General features: G+C 33.1%; 24 protein-coding genes. 22 read left to right on the top strand and 2 right to left on the bottom strand.

What is annotated here, in order from left to right; genetic code table 11:
• The first annotated feature begins 5 nt into the window (after positions 1–5).
• The 5 genes from VOI25_RS02945 to VOI25_RS02925 all read left to right on the top strand — a co-directional run bounded on the left by VOI25_RS02945 (position 6) and on the right by VOI25_RS02925 (position 7,446).
• Positions 6–3,476 carry a DUF4175 family protein gene (locus VOI25_RS02945; protein WP_323787460.1) on the top strand — a complete coding sequence of 1,157 codons (3,471 nt, stop codon included), beginning with the start codon at positions 6–8 and terminating at the stop codon, positions 3,474–3,476.
• Entirely contained in the window at positions 3,463–3,873 is a 411-nt protein-coding gene (gene ybeY / locus VOI25_RS02940) for an rRNA maturation RNase YbeY (RefSeq protein WP_323787459.1), read from the top strand. Before VOI25_RS02945 ends, ybeY begins: the two co-directional genes overlap by 14 nt.
• Positions 3,874–3,952: 79 nt before the next feature.
• Positions 3,953–5,824 carry a tRNA uridine-5-carboxymethylaminomethyl(34) synthesis enzyme MnmG gene (mnmG, locus tag VOI25_RS02935; protein ID WP_323787458.1) on the top strand — a complete coding sequence of 624 codons (1,872 nt, stop codon included), beginning with the start codon at positions 3,953–3,955 and terminating at the stop codon, positions 5,822–5,824.
• A gap of 34 nt (positions 5,825–5,858) precedes the next feature.
• Positions 5,859–6,710 carry a class I SAM-dependent methyltransferase gene (locus VOI25_RS02930; RefSeq protein WP_323787457.1) on the top strand — a complete coding sequence of 284 codons (852 nt, stop codon included), beginning with the start codon at positions 5,859–5,861 and terminating at the stop codon, positions 6,708–6,710.
• Between the two features lie 217 nt (positions 6,711–6,927).
• Positions 6,928–7,446: an OmpH family outer membrane protein gene (locus tag VOI25_RS02925; protein ID WP_323787456.1), complete on the top strand. Its 519-nt coding sequence runs from the start codon at positions 6,928–6,930 to the stop codon at positions 7,444–7,446.
• Positions 7,447–7,482: 36 nt separating this feature from the next.
• Here the strand turns inward: VOI25_RS02925 and VOI25_RS02920 are convergent, their stop codons facing one another.
• Positions 7,483–8,634: a DNA polymerase III subunit delta' gene (locus tag VOI25_RS02920; RefSeq protein WP_323787455.1), complete on the bottom strand. Its 1,152-nt coding sequence runs from the start codon at positions 8,632–8,634 to the stop codon at positions 7,483–7,485.
• A 118-nt stretch (positions 8,635–8,752) separates the two neighbouring features.
• Here VOI25_RS02920 and VOI25_RS02915 point away from each other — a divergent pair, with 118 nt between their 5' ends.
• The 3 genes from VOI25_RS02915 (at position 8,753) to VOI25_RS02905 (ending at position 12,660) form a co-directional block, all read left to right on the top strand.
• Positions 8,753–9,940, top strand: a complete 1,188-nt coding sequence (locus VOI25_RS02915; RefSeq protein ID WP_323787454.1) for a phosphoglycerate kinase — start codon at positions 8,753–8,755, stop codon at positions 9,938–9,940.
• Between the two features lie 134 nt (positions 9,941–10,074).
• A complete protein-coding gene (locus VOI25_RS02910; protein WP_323787453.1) occupies positions 10,075–11,667 on the top strand; it encodes a LysM peptidoglycan-binding domain-containing protein in 1,593 nt (530 codons plus the stop codon).
• Between the two features lie 15 nt (positions 11,668–11,682).
• The gene (locus VOI25_RS02905) at positions 11,683–12,660 is read left to right on the top strand and encodes a DUF4837 family protein (RefSeq protein WP_323787452.1); all 978 of its coding nucleotides are present in this window, start codon (positions 11,683–11,685) and stop codon (positions 12,658–12,660) included.
• Positions 12,661–12,711: 51 nt separating this feature from the next.
• Here VOI25_RS02905 and tatA read toward each other — a convergent pair whose 3' ends face one another.
• Positions 12,712–12,903 carry a twin-arginine translocase TatA/TatE family subunit gene (gene tatA, locus VOI25_RS02900; RefSeq protein WP_323787451.1) on the bottom strand — a complete coding sequence of 64 codons (192 nt, stop codon included), beginning with the start codon at positions 12,901–12,903 and terminating at the stop codon, positions 12,712–12,714.
• A gap of 116 nt (positions 12,904–13,019) precedes the next feature.
• Here tatA and VOI25_RS02895 point away from each other — a divergent pair, with 116 nt between their 5' ends.
• The 14 genes from VOI25_RS02895 (at position 13,020) to cysD (ending at position 26,488) form a co-directional block, all read left to right on the top strand.
• Positions 13,020–13,886, top strand: coding sequence for a M23 family metallopeptidase (locus VOI25_RS02895; protein ID WP_323787450.1), 867 nt, complete (start codon positions 13,020–13,022; stop codon positions 13,884–13,886).
• Entirely contained in the window at positions 13,886–15,388 is a 1,503-nt protein-coding gene (locus VOI25_RS02890) for a GH3 auxin-responsive promoter family protein (RefSeq protein ID WP_323787449.1), read from the top strand. Before VOI25_RS02895 ends, VOI25_RS02890 begins: the two co-directional genes overlap by 1 nt.
• 28 nt (positions 15,389–15,416) lie before the next feature.
• Entirely contained in the window at positions 15,417–17,111 is a 1,695-nt protein-coding gene (locus VOI25_RS02885; protein WP_323787448.1) for a DUF6909 family protein, read from the top strand.
• A 6-nt stretch (positions 17,112–17,117) separates the two neighbouring features.
• Positions 17,118–18,176, top strand: coding sequence for a hypothetical protein (locus VOI25_RS02880; RefSeq protein WP_323787447.1), 1,059 nt, complete (start codon positions 17,118–17,120; stop codon positions 18,174–18,176).
• Positions 18,154–19,182 (top strand): dTDP-glucose 4,6-dehydratase, encoded by a 1,029-nt coding sequence (gene rfbB / locus VOI25_RS02875; protein WP_416376060.1) that lies wholly within the window; start codon positions 18,154–18,156, stop codon positions 19,180–19,182. Before VOI25_RS02880 ends, rfbB begins: the two co-directional genes overlap by 23 nt.
• Positions 19,183–20,040 carry a glucose-1-phosphate thymidylyltransferase RfbA gene (gene rfbA / locus VOI25_RS02870; protein ID WP_323787446.1) on the top strand — a complete coding sequence of 286 codons (858 nt, stop codon included), beginning with the start codon at positions 19,183–19,185 and terminating at the stop codon, positions 20,038–20,040.
• 1 nt (position 20,041) lies between these two features.
• Positions 20,042–20,587 (top strand): dTDP-4-dehydrorhamnose 3,5-epimerase, encoded by a 546-nt coding sequence (gene rfbC / locus VOI25_RS02865; protein WP_323787445.1) that lies wholly within the window; start codon positions 20,042–20,044, stop codon positions 20,585–20,587.
• Positions 20,584–21,441, top strand: coding sequence for a dTDP-4-dehydrorhamnose reductase (gene rfbD, locus VOI25_RS02860; RefSeq protein WP_323787444.1), 858 nt, complete (start codon positions 20,584–20,586; stop codon positions 21,439–21,441). Before rfbC ends, rfbD begins: the two co-directional genes overlap by 4 nt.
• A gap of 123 nt (positions 21,442–21,564) precedes the next feature.
• Complete coding sequence (gene gmd / locus VOI25_RS02855) at positions 21,565–22,683, top strand: GDP-mannose 4,6-dehydratase (protein WP_323787443.1); 1,119 nt, start codon at positions 21,565–21,567, stop codon at positions 22,681–22,683.
• Between the two features lie 8 nt (positions 22,684–22,691).
• Positions 22,692–23,738, top strand: coding sequence for a GDP-L-fucose synthase (locus VOI25_RS02850; protein WP_323787442.1), 1,047 nt, complete (start codon positions 22,692–22,694; stop codon positions 23,736–23,738).
• On the top strand, positions 23,716–24,525 hold the full coding sequence (cysQ, locus tag VOI25_RS02845; RefSeq protein WP_323787441.1) for a 3'(2'),5'-bisphosphate nucleotidase CysQ: 810 nt from the start codon (positions 23,716–23,718) through the stop codon (positions 24,523–24,525). Before VOI25_RS02850 ends, cysQ begins: the two co-directional genes overlap by 23 nt.
• Before the next feature lie 4 nt (positions 24,526–24,529).
• Positions 24,530–24,985: a DUF2061 domain-containing protein gene (locus VOI25_RS02840; RefSeq protein ID WP_323787440.1), complete on the top strand. Its 456-nt coding sequence runs from the start codon at positions 24,530–24,532 to the stop codon at positions 24,983–24,985.
• 1 nt (position 24,986) lies between these two features.
• Positions 24,987–25,583 (top strand): adenylyl-sulfate kinase, encoded by a 597-nt coding sequence (gene cysC, locus VOI25_RS02835; RefSeq protein ID WP_323787439.1) that lies wholly within the window; start codon positions 24,987–24,989, stop codon positions 25,581–25,583.
• Entirely contained in the window at positions 25,583–26,488 is a 906-nt protein-coding gene (gene cysD, locus VOI25_RS02830; RefSeq protein ID WP_323787438.1) for a sulfate adenylyltransferase subunit CysD, read from the top strand. The genes cysC and cysD overlap by 1 nt, the downstream gene beginning before the upstream one ends.
• Positions 26,489–26,501 lie beyond the last annotated feature (13 nt).

The following is a 26,501-nucleotide window of genomic DNA, read 5'->3' as shown; positions in this document are numbered from 1 at the left end:
AGTTAATGTTGAATAATTTCAAGAACATACAATCTAAATTAGAACAATTTATTAGGAGATATTACACTAATGAATTGGTCAAAGGTGCTATTTTGTTTTTCGCAATTGGCTTATTGTATTTGATTGTGACATTATTAATTGAGTACTTTTTGTGGCTTAATCCAACCGCAAGAACAGTTTTATTTTGGGTGTTTATTGCTGTTGAATTAGCATTGTTTGCTAAATTCATTGCGTTTCCATTAGCGAAATTATTTAAACTACAAAAAGGTATTGATTTCGAAGACGCCTCTCAAATCATTGGGAATCATTTTCCAGAAGTTAATGATAAACTTCTTAATGTACTTCAGTTGAATCATAACAACACTCAATCTGAACTTCTTGAAGCAAGTATTGAACAGAAATCATCTGAATTAAGTCCGATTCCGTTCAAATTAGCCATTAATTTTAAGAAAAACACTAAGTATTTAAAGTATGCGGCCATTCCAATTGCTATTTTACTAATATCATTTTTTACAGGTAAAATAAACTGGTTTAGTGATAGTTACGAACGTGTTGTCAATTATCAAACAGCATATGAGCCACCAGCTCCTTTTCAGTTTTTTGTAGTTAATGATGACATGAATGCAATTGAAAACAAAGCATTTAAGCTTATTGTAAATACAGCTGGTGATGTGGTTCCAGAAAATGCTCAAATACATTATAACGGACAATCGTATTTTTTACAGCAAACAGCTCCTGGTCAGTTCGAATATCTATTCCCTCAACTAAAGGACGCTATAAATTTTAATTTTTCTGCTAACGAAGTGCGTTCAAAAGATTATAGTATCAATGTCATAAAAGTGCCTACTATGGTAAACTTTGAAATGGTGTTGGATTATCCAGCCTATACTCAAAAGAAAGATGAGGTTTTAAAGAGTACAGGGAACTCAACCATTCCCGAAGGCACAAATGTTGTTTGGAAAGTGTCTACACGATCAACAGATGAGGTGGCATTATATGCAAATGATACCATTAATTTTGAATATGTAACTGATGGTAAGTTTAAAGCATCCAAACGAATTTTTAACAACACAGATTACAGTATAAGTACGAGTAACGCCAACCTTAAAGACTATGAAAATCTAGCCTTTTCTTTAAGTGTTATTAAAGACGGTTATCCTGAATTGAATCTAAAGATGGAAAAGGATTCTTTAGATAATCAAACCTTATATTTTCTGGGACAGGTTAGTGATGATTACGGATTGAGCAAATTACAATTGGTGTACTATCCTTCAGCAAACCCTAGTGAAAAGTCTTTTGAAAGGATTCCAATAGCGAAATCAAATTTTGATGAGTTTGTAAGCGCATTTCCTAATCAATTGAATTTAACGGAAGGCGTAGATTATGAATTCTATTTTCAAGTATTTGACAATGATGCTATTCATAATTACAAAAGCACTAAAAGTACAGTTTATAACTATAGAAAGCTGACACAAGAAGAAGAAGAGCAAAAACAACTTCAGGAGCAAAATGAAACCATAAAAGACATAGGTAAAACCTTTGAAAAGCTTCAAGAGCAAGACAAACAACTTGAAGAGTTTTCTAAAACCCAAAAGGAAAAGGAAGAACTTAATTTTAATGATAAAAAGAAGTTTGAAAATTTCTTAAAGCGTCAAAAGGAGCAAGAACAATTGATGCAAAATTTCAACAAAAAGCTAAAAGAAAACCTTGAAGAATTTCAAAATGAAAGCGAAGAAAAAGATCCTTTTAAAGAAGATTTAAAGCAACGTCTTGAAGAAAACGAAGAGCAACTTAAAAAAGACGAAAAACTATTAGAGGAGCTTGAAAAAATGCAAGAGAAAATTCAAAAAGAAGAATTCTCTCAAAAATTAGAAGAATTAGCTAAGCAGAATAAAAATAAAGAACGAAGCTTAAAACAACTATTGGAGTTGACCAAACGATTTTATGTGGCCAAAAAAGCTGAAAAATTGCAACAAGAATTAGAAAAGCTGGCTGAAGAACAGGAAAAATTATCAGAAGAAAGCGAAGATAAAAACACCAAGGAAGAACAGGAAAAACTAAACAAAAAGTTTGAAGATTTTCAAAAGGAAATGGACGAACTTCAGAAAGAAAATAAAGAACTTAAAAAACCAATGGATTTGCCTCAGGACAAACCAACAGAGGAGTCTATTAAACAAGATCAACAGGAAGCCACAGATGCCTTAGAACAAAAAGAACAGGAAAATAAAGAGCCAGGTGAAAAAAGTGAGCCTGGAGAAAAACAAGAACAAGGAGAACAGCCAGATAGTCAGCCTCAAGATTCACAAGAAAAAGCAAAAAAGAAACAAAAGCAAGCCGCTAAAAAAATGAAAGAAATGAGTGGTCAAATGGCTCAAATGATGCAAATGGGAGGTGGTGATCAAATGCAAGAAGATGCAACTATGTTAAGACAAATATTAGATAACTTGGTGTTGTTTTCATTTGATCAAGAAAATTTAATGGATCAATTTAAAAGCATTGAAATTAACCATAACGAATATGGTAAGTTTTTAAGAAAACAGAGCAATTTAAGAGAGCATTTTGAGCATGTGGACGATAGTTTATTTTCATTATCATTGAGACAACCTAAAATTTCAGAGCAAGTCAATAAACAAATTACTGAAGTGTTTTTCAATATTGATAAATCCTTAGGGCAATTATCTGAAAATAGATTATACCAAGGTGTTGCGGCTCAGCAATACACGATTACGGCTACGAACGAGTTGGCAAATTTCTTGAGTGATATTCTGGATAATATGAACGCTCAAATGAAGCCATCAATGGGTCAAGGAGGAGGCGATATGCAATTGCCAGATATCATTATGAGTCAGGAGCAACTTAATGGACAGATGAAAGATGGTATGAAAAAGAGTGAACAGGGAAAACCCAAGGATGGTGAAGGTGAAAAAGAGGGAAAAGGAGATAAAGAAGGTGACAAGGAAGGCGAGGGCAAAAAAGGTAAAAAAGGCAAAGATGGTAAAGAAGGCGAAGGTGGAGAAAACGGAAATTCTCAAGGTGATGGTGAAGGAAGTAACGAAGATTTGAATGGAGAATTATATCGTATTTATCAGCAACAGCAACAATTACGTCAGGCTTTAGAAAACAAACTTGGTGAACTTGGAAAACAGGGTCAAGGAGCAAAGCTCTTAAAAGATATGGAAGAGGTGGAATTAGATTTAATAAATAAAGGCTTTACAAACCAAACACTTCAAAAAATGATGGATTTGCAACATCAGTTGTTGAAAATGGAAAATGCCACTTTTATGCAAGGTGAAGACAATAAACGTAAATCTGAAACAGATAATACCACGTATAAGAATACAACGAATAACAAATTACCTACAGCAAAAGAATATTTTAACACTACTGAAATTTTAAACAGGCAAGCATTACCTTTGCAGGACGTTTACAAAAAGAAAGTCCAAGAGTATTTTAAAAAAACAAATGATCAGCTTTAATTACGAAACCAATTTTGAGTTGCCTTACGAACAAGAATTTTCATTGTGGATTTCTAAGGTTATAAAAACTGAAGATTGCAGAGAAGGTGAGATAAATTATATTTTTTGTGATGATGACTATTTATTAGATATCAATCAGAAATACTTGGGTCACGATACGTTAACAGACATTATTAGTTTTGATTACTCAGTAGGAAAAGAACTACATGGAGATGTTTATATTTCAATCGAACGTGTTAGGGATAATGCAAACGACTTTGAGGTTGATTTTAAAGAAGAACTTCGTCGTGTTATGGTTCATGGCATCCTTCATTATTGTGGTTATAAAGACAAGACAGATGATGATAAATTAAAGATGCGGTCTAAGGAGAATTTCTACATAAAGCAAATATCTTAGTATATTAGGATTTAGACGTATATTTGCAGGCTTAAAATTTCGAAAACTAAATGTTCCACGTGGAACAATACTATAAATTATGTTCAACGACGTATATGATGTCATAGTAGTTGGTGCAGGTCATGCAGGAAGCGAAGCTGCTGCTTCTGCTGCAAACATGGGTGGTAAAACCCTACTAATCACCATGAACCTTCAAAACATTGCTCAAATGTCTTGTAATCCTGCTATGGGAGGAATTGCCAAAGGACAAATTGTAAGAGAGATTGATGCTTTAGGTGGTTATAGTGGGATTGTAAGTGATACATCTGCTATTCAATTTAAAATGTTGAATAAATCTAAAGGACCCGCTATGTGGAGTCCTAGAGTTCAAAGTGACCGAATGCGTTTTGCTGAAGATTGGAGATTGCTTTTAGAGCAAACACCAAACCTAGATTTCTATCAAGAAATGGTGTCTGGTTTACTAGTAGAAAACCATAAGGTTGTCGGTGTTAAAACATCACTTGGACTTGAAATTAAAGCTAAGACTGTAGTATTAACCAATGGTACATTTTTAAACGGATTAATTCATATCGGAGACAAAAATTTTGGTGGAGGAAGAGCAGGAGAAAAAGCGGCAACTGGAATTACAGAACAGCTTATTGGATTAGGATTTGAATCTGGAAGAATGAAGACCGGAACACCTCCAAGGGTGGATGGACGCTCTTTAGATTATTCTAAAATGATTGAGCAACCTGGTGATGAACAACCAGAGAAATTTTCATACTTAGAAGATATTAAACCGTTAAAAGAGCAACGCTCTTGTCACATGACATATACTAGTCCAGAAGTTCATGAGTTATTGCGTGAAGGTTTTGAACGGTCACCAATGTTTAATGGACGAATTAAAAGTACTGGCCCAAGATATTGCCCATCCATAGAAGATAAAATTAATCGTTTTGCGGATAAAGATCGACATCAATTGTTTGTTGAGCCTGAAGGTTGGAATACTGTGGAAGTTTATGTCAATGGCTTTTCAACATCGTTGCCAGAAGATGTTCAATTCAAAGCATTAAAATCTGTTGTTGGTTTTGAAAATGTAAAGTTCTTTAGACCAGGTTACGCTATTGAGTATGATTATTTTCCGCCCACACAATTAAAACACACCTTAGAAACAAAATTGGTTGATGGTTTGTTTTTTGCAGGTCAGATTAATGGGACAACAGGATATGAAGAAGCTGCGTCTCAAGGATTAATGGCTGGAATAAATGCAGCCTTAAAGGTTCAAGATAAAGATGAGTTTATTTTAAAACGGAACGAAGCTTATATAGGTGTTTTAGTTGATGACTTAATCACAAAAGGAACAGAAGAGCCTTATCGAATGTTTACGTCGAGAGCGGAATACAGAACACTTTTAAGGCAAGATAATGCCGATTTTAGATTAACACCTAAAGGTTATGAGTTAGGTTTGGCTAGCGAAAACCGTTTGCGTCGAATGGAAGAAAAGCAAAAGCAATCTGATAATTTTGTGAACTTTTTTAGGGAAACAAGCGTTAAGCCAGAAGATGCAAATCCTGTTTTAGAATCTAAAAATTCATCACCAGTAAAACAATCTGATAAGATGTTTAAATTATTTTCTCGTCCTAATATCACGGCTGATGATATGCGACAATTTGAGGTTGTAGAAAATTATATTCAGGAGCATGAGTTAGATCGAGAAGTTATTGAACAAACAGAAATTCAAATTAAATATTCTGGATATATTGAGAAAGAAAAGAATAATGCCGATAAATTGAATCGTCTAGAGGATGTTAAAATCCCTAAGGGTTTTGATTATGAACAATTGAAATCTATGAGTACTGAAGCAAAGCAAAAACTCACTAAAATACAGCCAATAACTATCTCTCAAGCTTCACGTATTTCGGGTGTATCACCTGCAGATATTTCTGTATTATTAGTGTATTTAGGCCGATAATTTTAAAGATGTTTCACGTGGAACACTACTTTTAATGCGTATAAAAAACATTTATTTAAACCTTAAAGATCACTCTGTTTCAGGAGAAGAATTTCAATTGGTCTATAATGAACAATTGGAAATGCTGGAGACATTCCCTCAACCTTCAGAGGAACAATTACCACAATATTATCAAAGTGAAGATTATATTTCTCATACTGATGCGAAACGCAATTGGTTTGAAAAATTGTATCATTTTATTAAAAGAATAGCATTAAAACGAAAACTGAAATTAGTTAATTCATTTAATTCGGAAGACAAAAAGCTTTTAGACATAGGATGCGGAACAGGTGATTTTTTAAACCTTGCTAAAAGTAATCATTGGCAAGTTTCTGGAGTTGAACCAAACCCTAATGCAAGGGCAATAGCAAATGAAAAAACAGACAATTCTATTTTTGATATTGACCAACTATTGAAATTTCAAAAACACAGCTTTGATGTGATTACGCTATGGCATGTATTAGAACATTTACCAAAATTAGAAAACCACTTAGCTGTCATTGAATCTCTTTTAAAACCCAATGGCAGATTGGTAATTGCGGTTCCAAATTACAAAAGCTTCGACGCTAACTATTATAAAAATAATTGGGCAGCTTTTGATGTACCAAGACATTTATGGCATTTTTCACAAAAAGCTATTTCTAAATTAGTAGAGAAAAAAGGAATGGAAGTAATAAAAGTGGAGCCGATGATCTTTGATGCTTTTTATGTGTCTTTGCTTTCTGAAAAATATAAAAACGGATTCATGAATCCTTTAAAGGCATTTTGGATTGGATGGAGATCAAACAGTAAAGCAAAACGCTCTGGTGAGTATTCATCTTTAATATATATTATTAAAAAAGCTTAAAATTGATTTTTAAGCGTTTTAAAAGCCGTAATTCGGTTTAGCCTTAAAAGTATATTGCCGAATTCTTTTAATGTAATTAAGAGTATAATAAGCCTTAAAAACTCAATAGACATAATTTATTAACTTTTTAAAAGCAATACATATTATTAATAGTACAGAAAATTAAAAAATTAATTCAAGCACTTTCATACATTTGCAAAAATTAAAAGAACTAAAAATGAAAAAATTATTTGGAGTACTTAGTATAGTACTTGTTTTAACATCTTGTCAAGAGCAACAAAAAATTGCTTACATAGATAATGCTAAAGTGGTTAATGAATTTCAGAAGAAAGTAGATTTCGAAAAGAAGTTTCAAGTAAAAGTTGCAGCTTTTAACAAAAAAGCGGATAGCTTAGGACAAGCAATTCAAATTGAAGCCCAACTATTTCAAACCAAAGCAGCAAAAATGTCTCAAAAAAATGCTGAAACTGAATATCAAGCATTACTTCAGAAAAAACAAATGCAAGATTATCAATTACAAGGCGAAGAGAAAAGCCTTCAAGACGAAGGTCAGAAACAAATCGATACACTGATTAAGGAAGTGAAAGCTTTTGTTAAAGATTATGGTAAGAATAATGGATATACGTATATACTTGGAGCAAACGATGCTGGTAGTGTAATGTATGGAACTGAAGCAAACGATATTACTGAAACGATTATCGAGGCTTTAAATGCTGATGTGAAAAAAGAGGACTAGTTTTATTTATATAGAAATGTCAAAGCCGGTTGTTTATCAATCGGCTTTTTTATGCAATAAACGGGTGAGTTTAATAGATAAATCTGTTAGAATAATTTTAGAGTTCCCGTTACGTTCAATATGATATATAGCATCTTGAAGTTCTTTTGAAATGTCCAAAATATTATTACCATGAACATAAGGCGCAAAATTCTCTAATTTAAAGGAAGTCTTAGGCTCCATGAAAACCAAAGTGGAAGCATTGTAATTTAGTAGTAGTGCTTGCCTAAAAAAATCAAGGCAGAAATTTAAAAATTGCTTTTGAGTTTCTCGTCCTGTTTTCGCAATAGTTTCACTCCAGGAAATTAAATCATGAATTGCACTTTTATTGCCTTTAGCCTTAAAAGCAGATCGTATCCAAAATACAAACCAGTCTTCAAATTGGGTGTCTTCGCTATCACTGTAAACTAAATCGCATGCTTTGTTGTAATTACCATTAGCTTGGTGAGCAATCTTAATGGCATCAGCTTCAGGTATTTGATAATTTTTAATTAATGACGTTTTAATCACGTCCTCTGCTAAAGGCGGGAAATGAAGCAATTGACACCTAGATTTAATTGTATTTATTATTTGCTCTTCATCTTCTGCAATGAGAATAAAAATGGTTTTATTTGGTGGCTCTTCAATAAGTTTTAAAAGTTTATTTGAAGCTGAAGTATTCATTTTTTCAGCCATCCAAATCAACATTACTTTGTAACCGCCTTCATAAGATTTTAGAGCTAAAGCCTTGACAATATCTTGTGCTTCATCAACACCGATTTGACCTTGCTTGTTGTCAATTCCTAAAATGCGATACCAATCAAATAGGTTTCCATAAGGCTGTCTGTCAATAAGTTGTCGCCACTCTTCCATGAAATGATTAGAAACAGGGTGACTTTTTACTTTATCATTAGTGGCAACAGGAAATGCAAAATGTAAATCTGGATGCGAAAGATTTTTGAACTTAATATTGCAGGCTTCATTACCATTTCCGTTTTCTTCATCTGAATTTTTACACAGCAAGTATTGCGCATAAGCAATAGCCATAGGAAGTGTCCCAGATCCTTCAGGACCAACAAACAATTGGGCATGTGGTACACGACCATGATCTGCACTTGTCGTAAGATGGCTTTTAATATGTTCTTGACCTAAAATTTCTGAAAATAACATGTGGCAAAGATACTTTTTTTATAATATTAATTCATGCAAACGTTTTCGTGAAAAAACAACTTTTATCAGTATCTTTTATTGGTTACATTTGTCAAACAATTCTCAAAAACACAAACGTATGAAAACCTTAAATGACTTCAATTTTGATAAGAAAAAAGCACTTATACGTGTTGATTTTAATGTGCCTTTAAATGATAAGTTTGAAGTTACTGATGCCACTCGAATTGTGTCTGCCAAGCCTACAATTATCAAAATTCTTGAAGATGGTGGGAGCTGTATTTTGATGTCGCATTTAGGAAGACCTAAAGGTGTTCAGGATGAATTTTCATTGCGCCATATTATTAATAAAGTGGAAGATGTTTTAGGGGTTGAGGTAAAGTTTGCTGAAGATTGTGTGGGATCCAAAGCAGAAGAAGCTGCAGAGAATTTAAATCCAGGTGAAATATTATTATTAGAGAATCTAAGGTTCCATCCTGAAGAAACTGTAGGTGATGTTAATTTTGCTGAAGGTTTATCAAAACTAGGTGATATTTATGTAAACGATGCATTTGGCACTGCTCATAGAGCTCACGCCTCTACAACAATTGTAGCTCAGTTTTTTCCCGAACACAAATGTTTTGGACACTTATTAGCGCAAGAAATTGAGAGTATTAATAAAGTTATGGAATCAGGTGAGAAACCTGTATTAGCCGTTCTAGGAGGCGCAAAAGTGTCTTCTAAAATCACTATTATTGAAAATATTTTAGATAAGGTTGACCATTTAATTATTGGAGGCGGAATGACTTTCACATTCATAAAAGCGCAAGGAGGCTCTGTTGGAGATTCCATTTGCGAAGATGATAAAATGGAACTTGCTCTAGAAATAATGAAACAAGCTGAAGCTAAAAATGTACAGATTCATTTACCTGTAGATGTCATAGCTGCTAATGCGTTTAGTAATGATGCTGAGACTCAAATTTTAGATGTGACTCAAATTCCTAATGGTTGGCAAGGTCTAGATGCAGGACCTAAATCAAAAGAAATTTTTCACAATGTTGTTATGCAGTGTAAAACAATTTTATGGAATGGACCGTTAGGTGTTTTTGAAATGGAAAGTTTCGCTGCTGGCACTATTGCTTTAGGAGACTCAATTGCTGAAGCAACCAAAAATGGCGCGTTTTCACTTGTAGGTGGTGGTGATTCTGTGGCTGCTGTAAAACAATTCGGATTTGAAGATAAAGTAAGCTATGTAAGTACAGGAGGTGGTGCAATGCTTGAAAGTCTTGAAGGTAAAACCTTACCAGGAATTGCAGCTATTTTAGAATAAAATCATTTTAGTTTCCTTTTTATAAATCGGAAGAATCGTACAAACCGTGTTAAATTGTGTTGTCAAACTTTCATTTTAACTAAAAAAATACGATTTTAGCTGACCTATCGTTTTGATAGTTAAATAATCTACCAATGAACCTAAAGCTTAAAACCCTAACTTTTGGTCTTCTATTGAGCTATATGTTTAGTTTTGGTCAGGATAGTATTCCGAAGCCAGCAGAAGTTAAGCAAGAAATAGAAACCACCAAGAACGAAAACAACACTCATGTTGTTGATTCCCTTATTGATGGTAAGAAGGTTTTAAAAACCGAAATTAAGGCTGAGTTAGATTCTACGGCAATACGAAACCTTGAAGATCATCAACTTGCAGCTGAAATAGATCAAAAATGGCTAGAAGAACTCTATAGTAATAATCTCTTTGACACCATTTACAAAACCGTTTCAGAATTAAAATACGAACCTGTTGATTATCCAGAATTACCAACCGATACCTTAAAGGCAAGACTTAAAGAGTTAAATGCTCGAACACCATTTAATATTGAATATAATCCTTCACTTGAGAGCGTTATAAAATCGTATTTAAAAAACAGAAGGCAATCGATGGAGAGATTAATGTCTTTAAGCGATTATTATTTCCCATTATTTGAAGAATCATTAGATAATTATGACATTCCTTTGGAAGTAAAATACCTTGCCATTGTTGAGTCTGCGCTTAAACCTAGAGCAAAATCTAGAGTTGGAGCAACAGGTTTATGGCAATTTATGTTTGGTACAGGAAAAGAGTACGGACTTAATGTGAGTAGTTATGTTGACGAACGCAGTGATCCTGTAAAATCAACAGTAGCAGCTAGTAAATATTTAGCAAGATTATATCGCATTTTTGGCGATTGGGATTTAGCATTAGCCGCGTATAATTCTGGGCCAGGCAACGTGAGTAAAGCCATTAGACGTTCTGGAGGTTATGAAAACTACTGGAATATTAGACCATATTTACCACGTGAAACAGCTGGTTATCTACCAGCATTTTTGGCAACCATGTATATTTTTGAATTTGCTGAAGAGCATGGTTTTAAAAAGCAACGACCAAATTTTCATTATGTAGAAACCGATACCATTCATGTGAAAAAAATGATTACTCTAGATCAGGTTTCAGAATTGCTTAAGGTGCCAATTGAAGAACTTCAGTTTTTAAATCCATCTTACAAATTAGATGTAATTCCTTTTATTAAAGGTGAAGATTATACGTTGCGTTTGCCTCGAGAAGCGGTTGGAAAGTTCGTCACCAATGAAAATCAGATTTATGCTTACGCAGAAAAAGAGCTAAACAAAAGGGAAAAACCATTACCTCAGTTTTTTGATTCAGATTCTAAAGTGAGATACCGAGTTCGATCTGGAGACTTTTTAGGAAAAATAGCACGTAAATACGGAGTTCGAGTAAGTCAAATCAAACAATGGAATGGTTTACGAAGTAATAACCTTAAAATTGGACAGCGATTAACTATTTACCCTAGAAAACCGGTCGCATCAACAAAAGTTGCTAGTACATCTACGGTAAAGAAAACAATAAACACAGAAGGAAAGTCTACTTACAAAGTAACAAAAGGAGATTCTCTTTGGAGTATTTCACAAAAATTTCCTGGAGTTTCAGTTCAAAACATTAAAGATTGGAACGATATTAGCAGTAATAAGCTAAAAATTGGAATGACACTTATTGTGTCTAACTAATTAAAAACACAAACAATGAAACACAAACTCGTAGTATTAATGCTAGCTCTTACTTTTTTTTATGGATGTAATGATGAAAATGCCAAACGAATTGTTCCTAAATCATCAGGAGGAAGTTTAAATGACATTACAGTAGTAGTTGATAATTTACTTTGGGAAAGCAATGTTGGAGAAGTTATTAGAGACACCTTAGCAGCAGCTGTTGAAGGTTTATCTATCGATGAACCTCAGTTTAGATTACGACAAATGCCACCTTCAGTTTTCACAGGTTTTGCAACTAAAAACCGAACAGTTTTAAAAATTGAAAAAGGAAAACCAGCAGGAACGTTGTTTCTAGCCAATGAGTTTGCCAAACCTCAAACAGTGGTTGTTATTTCTGGGAATACAAATACTGAAATAATTAATCAAATAAACAGCAATTCAGCAAAGATTGTAAATGCTTTTAAAAAGGAAGAGCTTAAGGAAAAACAACGAAGAATCAAGATATCATTATTTAATGATAAAGACATTCAAGAACAATTAGGATTGTCCTTAAAATTCCCAACAGCCTATAGAATTGCAAAAAATGAAGATGGATTTTTCTGGTTACGACGAGATATTGAAACAGGAACAGTTGATATCATGTTATATGAAGCGCCTTTGTCTTCAGTACGAAAAGGAGATAGTACAGTAGTTGATGTTGTAAGATTAAGAGATTCTGTAGGTAAGATTCATATTGAAGGACCTCTTGAGGGTTCATATATGGCAACGGAAAATAAGTATACGCCATTTATTTACGAAACAATTTTAGATAACAAACCTGCTTTTGAAACGAAAGGGCTTTGGGATGTGAAAAATGCGTTTATGTCTGGACCTTTTATAAATTATGCTATCGAAGACAAAGTAAATAATAGAATGGTTATTGTAGAAGGTTATGTATTTGCGCCATCGGTCGGAAAACGAGATTATATGTTCGAACTTGAAGCCATTATAAGATCGATCACAATTAAATAACAAAAAAAGCCAACAATTTAATTGTTGGCTTTTTTTGTTGGTTTATAAAAGCTATTCGTTTTTATCAGTAGTAGTTGGCTTATCATCTTGATCTTTACTGGCATCTTTAAATTCTTTAATACCACTTCCAAGACCTCTCATAAGTTCAGGGATTTTCTTTCCTCCAAACATTAGTAATACCACAACAACGATTAAAACAATTTGCCATGCTCCAAAAGCTAAAAATATGCTTGATGCTATCATAATGATTAATTTTGAATTGCAAATTTAATAATTAAACTTAAGAATAAACGTTTTAAAGCAAACTTTAAGATAAGCCTTATCTATGTAGCGTAAATTTTATTTAATTTTGTTGAACAATGGCAAAAAAACAGAAAGAAAAAAGAATAGCTAAAAAACTACTTCATAAGTATCGTTTAGTGGTTTTAAACGAAGATACTTTTGAAGAGCGTTTTGCTATCAAATTAACACGATTGAATGTTTTTGTTATTGTATCAATCACTACAATTTTATTAGTCGCAGGTACTATTTTTCTAATTGCGTTTACGTCTTTAAAAGAATTTATTCCAGGTTATTCTTCAACCGCTTTAAAAAAGAAAGCAACAGAGCTTAATTATAAAACAGATTCGTTACAGCAAGTTATAAACTTAAATGAACAATATTACGCATCGATTAAACGTGTTTTAACGGGTGATGTTGCTACTGTCGAATTTAATAGAGATTCTATAATTGATGCTGCTAGTATTGATGCAGGACAATTAAATTTAGCAGCGACCAAAGAAGATTCGCTTCTACGAGATGCCGTAGATAAGGAAGATAAGTATAACGTTTTTGAATCTGCATTATCAAATACAAATTTTGTCCTGTTTCCTCCAGTTAACGGAACAATTTCTGAAGCATACAATGTGAAAGAAAAACATTTCGCTGTTGATGTAGTCGTAGCAATTGACACACCAGTAAAGGCTACAGCTGACGGTACAGTGATTTTTGCTGAATGGACAACACAAACTGGATATGTCGCCATTATTGAACACAGTAATGATTTAATCTCAGTTTACAAACACAACGCCTCGCTTACTAAGCAACAAGGCGATTTAGTAAAAGCAGGAGAAGTAATTGCACTAGCTGGAAATACAGGCGAATTAACAACTGGACCACATTTACATTTCGAACTTTGGAACAAAGGCTACCCTGTTAATCCAACTAACTTTATTGATTTTAAGTAATGAAATCTATAAAATCTCTACTTGCAGTTCCTTTTGCTAAATCGGTAAGAAAATCGGTGTTAAAATGGGTTAATAAACCCATTGAAACTCAAGACAAAGTATTTCAAAAACTCATAAAAGATGCTGCTAAAACGCAATTTGGAAAAGACCACAATTTTGAAAGTATTTCTACCCATTCAGATTTTACAAAAAACGTTCCTATAAGAGATTATGAAGATTTAAAACCTTATGTTGAAAGAGTAGTCGCAGGAGAAGAGGATATTCTTTGGAAAGGAAAACCAATTTATTTTGCAAAAACCTCTGGGACAACGTCAGGAGCTAAATATATTCCTATTACAAAAGAAAGTATGCCTACACATATTGAGGCTGCCAGAAATGCGATCCTCATGTATATTGCAGAAACTGGGAGCAGCAAATTTGTTGATGGTAAAATGATTTTTCTACAAGGAAGTCCGATTTTGAAAGAGCAAAACGGTATTCAACTCGGTCGACTCTCGGGAATTGTAGCGCATTACGTGCCCAAATACCTTCAGAAAAACAGAATGCCTTCTTTAGAAACCAATTGTATTGAGGACTGGGAAACTAAAGTTGAAGCTATTGTTGACGAAACTCTTCCCGAAGATATGACGATCATTTCTGGTATACCATCTTGGGTACAAATGTATTTTGAAAAAATCCAAGAACGTACAGGACAAAAGGTAGGAGAGGTGTTCAAAAACTTTAATCTATTTATTTTTGGAGGCGTAAATTACGATCCTTATCGCGCAAAGTTTGAACATCTTATTGGTCGAAAAGTTGATAGTATTGAGTTATATCCAGCGAGTGAAGGTTTTTTTGCTTATCAAGACAAACAAGGGGAAAACGGCATGTTACTTCAATTAAATTCAGGTATTTTTTATGAGTTTATAAAAGCAGATGAGTTTTTTGATGACGATCCAAAACGTCTAACAATTAAAGATGTTGAAGTTGGTATAAACTATGTAATTATAATTTCAACTAATGCAGGACTTTGGGCCTATAATATTGGAGATACTGTTCAATTTACAAGTATAAAGCCATATCGCGTTATTGTTTCAGGTCGTATAAAACATTTTATTTCTGCTTTTGGAGAACATGTTATAGGCAAAGAAGTTGAACAAGCACTTCAAGAAGCAATATTAGATTCAACCGTTCAAGTTTCAGAATTTACAGTAGCACCACAGATTAACCCAGAATCTGGATTACCATATCACGAATGGTTTATTGAATTTGAAAACGCACCAGAAAACCTTTCCGATTTGGCGCAAAAAATAGATCTATCTTTACAACAGCAAAATAGTTACTATTTTGATCTTATTAAAGGAAAAGTCCTTCAGCCATTAAAAATTACAGTTATACAAAAAAACGGTTTTCAAGATTATATGAAATCTATAGGTAAATTAGGTGGGCAAAATAAGCTCCCAAGACTTTCTAATGATAGAAAAATTGCTGAGGCTTTGTACGCCCTAAAATTGACTAAATAATGTTATATTTGCTGGCTAAACATTGTTTATGAGTAACAAAAAACATCACGAAAGAACGAGAGCTCAAGAAAGCTCAAGCGCCATTGAAAGAATGTACATTACCATGAGACATTTATTCAATCGTGGATTTTACAAGCCCATGGGAGTTTCTGGCGAAACATTACGTGAAGCCTTATTACTTTTAAGACCTGAAATTTATGGATCTATTTCTGAAGAGAAAGCAGAATTAGAGGGTTTATTGTATGTGATTGACAGACTTCCAGAAGGTATTGAAGAATGTAGATTTATCAATCTCACCAGTGATGAAGGTTATGGAAATTCTCATTTTAAAGCTATAATTCCACCAAAAAGAAGACGAAATTGTTATCGAATTGATGACGAGCAGATGAATATTGAAATCACAAGAGGTCGCTCTGAAATTTATGACATATTAACGCATATTACTTTTTTGTTTGTTGAATCTCATAAAATCAGTAAACGTGTTTTAATAGATGAAAATGGAGCCACTACTCGTGACTGGATTAAGCTTGAAAAAGCTGTGCTTTCTAAAGACACGCTTACCCAAAAGGAACGTGAGATTGCAATTACACATACTGCAAATATTTTAGGGAGGACATTTAATGAACTCACCGAAGCTCATAAACAATTTACATCTAGCTCAAAGCCAGATCGATTATTACACATCATTTATTGGTTGGGAAAACTAGCTATAGATGAAGTTATGAATAATGATAAACGCACTGTAACGTTTAGTCCAGTTTTAAGAGAGCGTTTAGGACATCATATTCATGGCGAAGTTTGGGCAGATCACATAAAAGATGTTTTACATAAACATGGTCTTTTAAAACGACCAATTCATGTTATAAGTGCTAATATGCACAGTGTGATGAACTCGATTTTTGCACCCAATGCTTTAAAGAGCTTAAAAGCTAAAAAGAGCATTTTTCAAATTTACGAAGCCTTAAGTCAAAAAGATAATCAGACCTTACGCAATAAAGTATCTAAAGAAGCGTTGCAGAATGGAATGATATACATTGAAGATACCTCGGGAACCAATATAGATGTTCAGATTTTTGATACTGAAAAGATAGATTTTTCGAAAACAGATATTGAAGTTGGAAAAGATTTCAATTCGAGTGAAAAACCAGTCATTTTTGTAATGGACTATGCTTTTGGCGAACAAGCCTATGAGACTATTGACGAGTTGTTCAAACCCATAAAAGCTGATGGAGAAAAGGTGCACCTAAATATTGAATCGGTTTCTATAATGGGTAAAGCAGGTATTTTAGAAGGTGGAAAAGGCGATATTATGATTCCTTCTGCTCATATTTTTGAAGGGACAGCAGATAATTATCCTTTTAAAAACGAATTAAGTAAATCAGATTTAGAGGGACAGGGTGTAGCTGTTTATGAAGGGTCAATGATTACCGTATTAGGAACATCACTTCAAAACAAAGAGATATTAAAGTTCTTTTATAATTCAACATGGAATGTTATTGGACTTGAAATGGAGGGCGCACATTATCAAAAAGCCATTCAAGCCGCATCAAAAGTTAGAGGCAGTATTAATCCTAATGTTAAAGTAAGATATGCTTATTATGCTAGTGATAATCCATTAGAAACAGGAAGCACATTAGCGTCAGGAGGCTTAGGAACATCAGGAGTAAAACCAACATATTTAATAACTAGAAAAATATTACAACAAATATTTAATAATAATTAACTAACGATGAGTAAAGATTTACAGAATCCAAACAATACTAATGAAGAAGTAGATTTATTAGTTTTGTTTAATTATATAGGTGATAAAATCAATAAGCTTTTTAGTTTTTTAATAAAGCTTATCACATCAATTTTTTCAGTATTTATTTATGCTGCCAAGGCAATAATAAATAACATAAAATTAATTGCATTGGTGGTTTTAGTTTTTGGTTTAGCCGGTTATTTATTTGAAGAAATAGCAACCAAAAAATATGATTCTTCAATGCTTGTTAGAACACATTTCGGTTCTAAGTATCAATTGGCAACAAATCTTAATTATTATAACGCCTTAATTGAATCTGAAGATTATACTACGCTTTCAAATATATTTGAAATTCACAAAGACACCATTTCAAAAGTCCTTAATTTTGAGATGGCAATGGGCCCAGAAACTGAAAATGAAAGAATCAAAGAATACGATCAGTTTGTAAGTTCTATTGATAGTGTAAGAGCTCAAAACATAAATTATGATGATTTTATTTTAAATCGAGATATATATTCAGGTAATTTATTTGAAATACGAGTTGAATCAATAAAGCGTGATATTTTTAAGGATTTAGAAACAGGAATCAATAAGTCTTTTGATAATATGTATTCCATCGAACAGATGAAGAAAAGAGATTCTTTGATTGTTATAAAGAAGAAAAACATATTAAATTCCATTCAACAGATTGATTCACTTAAAAAAGTGTATATAAAAGTAATTGAAAATGAATCTGAAAACACAAAAGCTAATTTAAGTTTAGGGGATGGATTTCCGCTAAAACAAGAAAAATCTGAAACAAAGGAATACCAACTTCTTGATAAAGAAATAAAACTTAGAGACGAATTAAGAGCTTTAGAAGAAGAAAAACTTGAAGAAGATGTTTTTTACGATGTGATTTCAAATTTTCAAGTTGTTGGAAATGAAGTAACTTATTGGTACGAAAAGTATTCTATTGTATTTCCTTTATTAGGTTTTTTATTGTTATGTGGAATTTTTATTTTGAATAAATTCACATCATATGTCAAAAATTATGAGGCATAAAACGATTTTAGTTACTGGAGGTCTTGGATTTATTGGTTCTAACTTCATACCATATTTTTTAGAAACGCATAAAGATTGCTCGATAATAAATTTAGATAAAATCACGTATGCAGCTGATGTTTCTAACTTAAAAGAAATCTCAACCAATCCAAACTATACATTTATAAAAGGCGATATCTGTGATAGAGCGTTGATTGATGAACTATTCAGAAAGTATAATTTTAGTAGTGTGATTCACTTTGCGGCAGAATCACACGTAGACAATTCAATCACTAATCCAGATGAATTTATAAAAACTAATATTTTTGGAACGTTTAATCTTGTGGATGTTGCAAAAAATTATTGGATGGACGCACCTCACAAACCGAAAATAAACTGTGAAAATAATCGGTTTCACCACATATCAACAGATGAGGTTTATGGAACTCTAGGAGCAACGGGTTTATTTACTGAGCAAACACCATATGCGCCTAATAGCCCTTATAGTGCATCTAAAGCATCATCGGATTTTATTATCCGTAGTTACCATCATACGTTTGGGATGAATGTTGTAACCACAAATTGTTCTAACAATTATGGACCAAAACAGCATGATGAAAAATTAATTCCAACAATAATAAGAAAAGCAATACAAGGAGAATCGATACCAATTTATGGTGACGGGTTAAACGTTAGAGATTGGTTATATGTTCTTGATCACTGTAAAGGAATAGATTTAGTTTTTCAAAAAGGTAAAAGTGGAGAGACCTATAATATAGGTGGCAAAAACGAACGAAATAATTTATACATTGCTAATACAATATGTGAGTTATTAGATGAAATTAAACCTCAAAAACAGTCTTATAAAAATCAAATTTCTTTCGTGAAAGATCGTCCAGGTCATGATTTCAGATATGCAATCGATGCGACTAAAATTGAAAATGAATTGGGGTGGAAGGCAGATGAAAATTTTGAAACAGGAATAAAGAAAACCATACACTGGTATCTTAATAAATACAACTCATAAATGAAAGGCATTATTCTAGCAGGAGGCTCAGGCACAAGATTACACCCACTAACAAAAGTTGTGAGCAAACAGTTAATGCCCATTTATGACAAACCCATGATTTATTATCCTTTAACAACCTTAATGTGGGCAGGAATACGAGAGATTTTAATTATTTCTACGTCAAAAGACACACCTAGATTTAAAGAGTTGTTAGGAGATGGAAGTGATTTTGGTTGTGATTTTCAATATGAAGTCCAAGAACAACCTAACGGACTTGCAGAAGCGTTTATCATCGGAGAAGAGTTTATTGGAAAAGATAGCGTTGCGCTTATATTAGGGGATAATATTTTTTATGGTTCAGGATTAGAGCAGACATTAAGCGCATCCAACAATCCAGATGGAGGAATGATATTTGCCTATCATGTTCAGGATCCACAACGATACGGAGTTGTAGAATTTGATAGACATATGAAAGCAATTTCTATCGAAGAAAAACCTAAAAATCCTAAATCAAAATTTGCAGTACCTGGAATTTATTTTTACGACAACAATGTTTTAGAAATTGCAAAAAACATAAAACCTAGCGAAAGAGGGGAATTAGAAATAACAGATATTAATAGAACTTATCTCGAACAAGGTAAACTCAATGTTCAAATTTTAGATAAAGGAACAGCTTGGTTAGATACAGGTACATTTAATTCATTGATGCAAGCCTCTCAATTTGTGCAGGTTATTGAAGAACGACAAGGTTTGAAAATTGGATGTATTGAAGAAGTTGCGTTTAAAATGGGCTACATTAATAAAGATCAACTCCATAAATTAGCAGAACCATTATTGAAAAGCGGTTATGGTAAATACTTGCAACAATTAACATAACATGAAAGTTGAAGAAACTCAATTTGAAGGCTGTTTTATAATTTCACCCAAAATCTTTCGGGATGAGAGAGGTTATTTTTTCGAAAGCTTTAATAAAGCCAGATTCCAGAAGCTTACAGGTATTAATGTTGAATTTGTGCAAGACAATCAATCTAAATCGTCTAAAGGCGTTTTAAGAGGTCTACATTTTCAAGCAGGACCATACGAACAAGCAAAAATTGTTACAGTAATTAATGGAAGTGTTCTTGATGTTTGTGTGGATCTTAGACCAAATTCTAAATCTTTCGGGAAGCATTTCTCAATGATCCTGGACGGAATTGATAAAAAACAATTGTTTATACCTCGTGGATTTGCACATGGATTTCTGGTATTAGAAGATGAAACGGTGTTTTCGTATAAATGCGATAACTATTATAACCAAGACTCAGAAAGAGGGATTATCTATAATGATAAAACTTTAAATATAGATTGGCTAAACAAAACAGAAGACCTTATTCTTTCCGACAAAGATTCTAAATTACCAACATTCGAAAGTCTGTTTGTATGAAAACAAAAGTATTAGTTACAGGAGCAGAAGGGCAACTAGCAAAAACCATAAATGATTTATACCTTAATAACTCTAGTGATTTAGAGTTCATATTTGCGTCTAAAACCGATTTAGATATCACGAACAAGGAGAAAGTTATTTCTTTTTTCAATAAGTACAAATTTGATTACTGTGTTAACTGTGCAGCTTATACCAATGTTGAACAATCAGAATTCCAACCTGATTTGGCTTATAAGGTTAATTCAGAAGCGGTTAAAATAGTGGCTGAAGAATGTAAAAAACACGGCACAATACTCATACATATTTCTACTGATTACGTGTTTGATGGCAAAACCAATAAACCTTATTCTGAAGAGGACTTAACAAATCCCATAAATGAGTATGGTAAATCAAAGTTGGCAGGAGAGTTGGCAATTAAGGACGTATTTGAGGATTTTTTCATAATTCGAACATCGTGGTTGTATTCAAGATTTGGTCACAATTTTGTCAAGACAGTAATAAAAAAAATACAAGAGGATAGTGAATTAAAAATTACTACTTCTCAGACAGGAACACCAACAAGTTGCGATGAGCTTTCGCAATTTATAATTTTTCTTATTAGCTCAAATTTAAAGTCTTTTGGTGTGTACCATTTTAGTAGCCAAGGAGAAGCAACCTGGTACGACCTTGCTTTAGAAATTTCAAAGCAATTTAAGTCCTATGATACGTCTAAAATATTGTCAATAGAAACCTTTAAAACAAGAGCAAAAAGGCCTAAATATAGTGTTTTGAGTAATTGTAAATCAAATCAAATTTTTAAAACAGATTATAACTGGAAAGACCAAGTTGCAAGAACAGTGAAAAGCTTAATTTAGATTATATAAAACACCAAAAAACCTTTAGTTATTCATTACTTAGAAATCAGCAACAAAAGCATTACATTTGCAAACTAACAACCCTTTAAATCTTAAAGATTTATTTTTTTAAAAATATAATAAATGCAAAAAAAGGTAGCATTAATTACAGGAGTAACCGGACAAGATGGCGCATATTTAAGTGAGTTTCTTTTAAAAAAAGGATACGAAGTTCATGGAGTTAAAAGACGATCATCATTATTTAATACAGACCGAATAGATCATTTATATCAAGATCCACATGAAGAAGATCGCAACTTCTTTCTTCATTATGGTGACTTAACGGATAGTACTAATCTTATAAGAATTATTCAAGAAGTAAAACCAGAAGAGATCTATAATTTGGCAGCAATGAGCCATGTTCACGTGTCCTTTGAAACACCTGAGTATACGGCAAATGCAGATGGTATTGGAACCTTAAGAATATTGGAAGCGGTAAGAGTTTTAGGGTTAGAAAAGTCAACAAGAATTTACCAAGCATCTACTTCTGAGCTTTATGGAAAAGTTCAAGAAGTACCTCAAACTGAAACCACACCTTTTTATCCAAGAAGTCCATATGCAGTTGCAAAAATGTATGCGTATTGGATAACGGTTAATTATAGAGAAGCTTATGGGATTTATGCTTGCAATGGAATTTTATTCAACCATGAATCTCCTATAAGAGGAGAAACTTTTGTAACTCGAAAAATAACAAGAGCAACATCAAAAATAGCCCTAGGTTTACAAGATAAAATTTATTTAGGAAACCTAGATTCCCAAAGAGATTGGGGACACGCTAAAGATTATATCCGAATGATGTGGATGATTCTTCAAGCTGATGAACCAGAAGATTGGGTTATAGCAACAGGGAAAACAACTACAGTTCGTGATTTTGTTAAAATGTGTTTTAGTCATATTGGCGTAGAACTAGAATTTAAGGGAGAAGGATCTGATGAAAAAGGTTATGTGAAATCTTGTAATAATTCTGAATATAATCTAGAAATCGGTAAGGAAGTAATTGCTGTAGATGAAAAGTATTATAGACCTACCGAAGTTGACTTGTTAGTCGGAGACGCAACCAAAGCAAGAGAGAAACTAGGTTGGATTCCTAAATATGATTTACCTGCTCTTGTTGAAGATATGATGTCTAGTGACTTGGAGCTTATGAAAAAGCAGCAATATCTCAAAGACGGAGGATACAGAATCAAAAATTACTTTGAGTAGAAAAATTTATGCAAAAGGAATCAAAAATTTACGTTGCAGGACATAGAGGTTTGGTTGGTAGTGCATTATTGGAGAACCTTCAAAACAAGGGATATCATAATATAGTTACCAGAACCCACAAAGAACTAGATCTTACAAATCAACAAGAAGTAGCTACATTTTTTCAAGCTGAAAAGCCAGAGTATGTATTTTTAGCGGCTGCTAAAGTAGGAGGAATAGTAGCCAATAATATTTACAGGGGAGATTTTATATATGATAATATGATGATTCAGAACAATGTGATTCATCAAAGCCATATAAATTCTGTTAAGAAATTATTGTTTTTAGGAAGTACTTGTATTTATCCTAAAAACGCACCTCAACCAATGAAAGAAGATTATCTTCTCACAGACACTTTAGAATATACGAATGAACCTTATGCAATAGCAAAGATTGCTGGGATTAAGATGTGTGAAAGCTATAATCTGCAGTATGGAACAAATTTCATTTCTGTAATGCCTACAAATCTTTATGGACCAAACGATAATTTTGATTTAGAAAAATCACATGTTCTTCCAGCGCTAATTAGAAAAATTCATTTAGCTAAATTACTAAATGAAGACTTATATGCAGAAGTTTTAAAGGACACTGGTTTTTCAACTATAGAAGAGGCTAAAACGTATTTATCTTCCTTTGGCGTTTCTAAATCTAGTGTAGAAATTTGGGGTTCTGGAAAGCCAAGAAGAGAATTCTTATGGTCTAAAGATATGGCTGACGCTTGTGTTTTCATTATGGAAAACAGAGATTTTGAGGATACATTTTCTAAAGATGAAATAGAAGTACGAAATACACATATTAATATTGGTACTGGTGAAGATATTTCTATTTCTGAATTAGCAGAAACCATTAAAACGATAATTGGTTTTAAGGGAGAATTGGTTTATAATGTAGATAAACCAGACGGAACGCTTAGAAAATTAACAGATGTATCTAAACTAAATGCCTTAGGTTGGAAACATAAAATGAAATTGGAAGACGGTATAAAACATATGTATGAGTGGTATACAACTAAATAAAAATTTAAAAATTGCAATTGAAGCTTCTCTAAAAGCTGGAGAAGTTATTATGCAAGTATACGACACGGCCTTTGATGTTGAAATTAAAGATGATAAGTCACCCTTAACGGAAGCAGATAAAAAAGCAAATGATATCATAAACACCTTCCTAAAGCCTACACCAATTCCAATAATAAGTGAAGAAAACAGACAAATAGATTATGCTGTTAGAAGGCATTGGGAAACGTGTTGGATTGTTGATCCCGTGGATGGGACCAAAGAATTTATTAAACGAAATGGAGAATTTACCGTTAATATTGCTTTAATAAGGAATGGGAAACCTGAATTAGGAGTTATTTATGTCCCAGCTTCTAAAACCCTTTATTTTGCTGATGTTTTAGAAAGACAAGCTTTTAAAACCAAGCTGAACTCCCACAATACCTCTATTGATGAGGTGTTGCAACATGCCATAAAATTGCAAACAAAAAAGGGAACTAATCAAGTTGAAGTTGTTGGAAGCCGTTCTCATATGAGCCAAGAAACATTAGATTTTATTGAATCTTTAAAAGCATCTGGCAAGGAGGTATCTATTGTGTCCAAAGGAAGTTCATTAAAGTTTTGTTTAGTTGCCGAAGGGAATGCTGATATTTATCCGAGATTTGCTCCAACTATGGAATGGGACACTGCAGCAGGTCAAGCTATTTGCAATGCGGCTGGTGTAGACGTTATTTCCGAAGAGACCAAACAACCACTGTTATACAATAAAGAAAACTTACTTAATCCTTGGTTTGTAGTTTCAAATCGCTAAATAAATGACTACCTATAAAAAAGAGTCGCATCTTAGAAGCCTTATCAAAGGTATATCATGGCGAGTTATTGCAACAACCGACACAATTTTGGTTGTGCTACTTATCACTTGTATTATTGGTGATTGTAGTTTAGAAAATGCAATTAAAATAGGTTCTATTGAATTTTTTCTAAAATTTGTTGTGTACTATTTTCATGAACGAATTTGGCAGAGATCATTTGCAAACAAAGTTGTTACTCAAAAGCAAACCCTTCATAAAACAATCTCATGGCGTATAATAGCAACGACCATGACCTTTCTAATTTCTGGTTCTGTTTTAAATGCTTTCGACGAAATTGCATTATATATTGCACTTACAGAATTATTTACGAAATTCGCATTGTATTACTTACACGAAAGACTTTGGCTAAAACTTCCTTTAGGAAGAATTAGACAATTCTTCTTTGGTAAAAAAAAATAACATGTCTAAACATATTATACCACATAGCTATCAAATCTCAAATGAAGATAGGATGGCATCAAATAAGCATAACTCTCTTTTAATTTGGTTTACAGGGCTTTCAGGTTCAGGAAAATCAACCATTGCCAATGTAGTTGAGCAAAAACTATTTAAAAAAGGCATAAAAACCTATACACTTGATGGTGATAATATTAGAAAAGGTATAAATAATGACCTAACTTTTTCGCCAGAAGACAGAACAGAAAATATCAGACGCATTGCTGAGGTCTCTAATTTAATGCTTGACGCAGGTTTAGTGGTTTTGGCTGCATTTGTATCTCCTTATAAAAAAGATAGAGAGAATATTAGAACTATCGTTAAAGATGTTAACTTTGTCGAAGTTTATATCAATACAAGTGTAGACGAGTGTGAGCGTAGAGACGTAAAAGGTCTGTATAAAAAGGCTAGAGCTGGTGAGATTAAAAATATGACTGGCATATCTTCACCTTATGAAGCACCTGTAAATCCTGATATTGAAATAAAAACAGAGATAGAAACCGTTGAAGATTCCGTAAAAAGAATAGTAGATTTTATAACACCAAAATTGTTAAGGCAATAATGAGTAAATATTATTTAAATTATTTAGACGAATTAGAAAGTGAAGCCATTTTTATATTGCGTGAAGTTTGGGCTCAATTTGATAATCCAGTAATTTTATTTTCTGGAGGTAAGGATTCAATACTTGTGACTCATTTAGCTAAGAAAGCTTTTTTCCCTGCTAAAATTCCTTTTCCATTAATGCATGTGGATACAGGTCATAATTTCCCTGAAACCATTCAATTTAGAGATGACATCATTAAAGATTTGGGTGTCGAACTTATTGTGGGTTCTGTTCAAGAATCTATAGACGAAGGACGTGTTGCGGAAGAAAAAGGAAAAAACGCAACCAGAAACGCACTTCAAATTACAACGTTACTCGATGCTATAGAATCTAACAAGATTGATTGTGCTATTGGTGGAGGTCGTAGAGATGAAGAAAAAGCAAGAGCTAAAGAACGGTTTTTTTCACATAGAGATGATTTTGGACAATGGGATCCAAAAAACCAAAGACCTGAACTTTGGAATATCTTTAACGGAAGACACTTTGAAGGTGAACACTTTAGAGCATTTCCAATTAGTAATTGGACAGAGATGGATGTTTGGAATTATATCAAACGTGAAAACATAGCCATTCCCTCCTTATATTATGCTCATCAACGAGAAGTCGTTTGGAGACAAGACTCATGGATTCCAAACTCTGAGTTTTTAGTGCTTGAAGATCATGAAGAAATTGTTACCAAAAAAATACGCTTTAGAACCTTAGGTGATATAACAATCACTGGCGGAATCGAATCTGATGCTGATACACTGGAGAAAATTGCAGATGAAGTTTCTGGTATGCGTCAAACGGAAAGAGGTAACAGAAGTGATGATAAACGGTCTGAGTCAGCTATGGAAGACAGAAAGCGTCAAGGTTATTTTTAAAAACTCTCATCAA

Source organism: Psychroserpens sp. (assembly GCF_034670085.1).
In the GTDB taxonomy this organism is placed as follows: domain Bacteria; phylum Bacteroidota; class Bacteroidia; order Flavobacteriales; family Flavobacteriaceae; genus Psychroserpens.
Note: the sequence above shows the minus strand (reverse complement) of the source record. Positions and strands in the feature narration are given on the sequence as shown.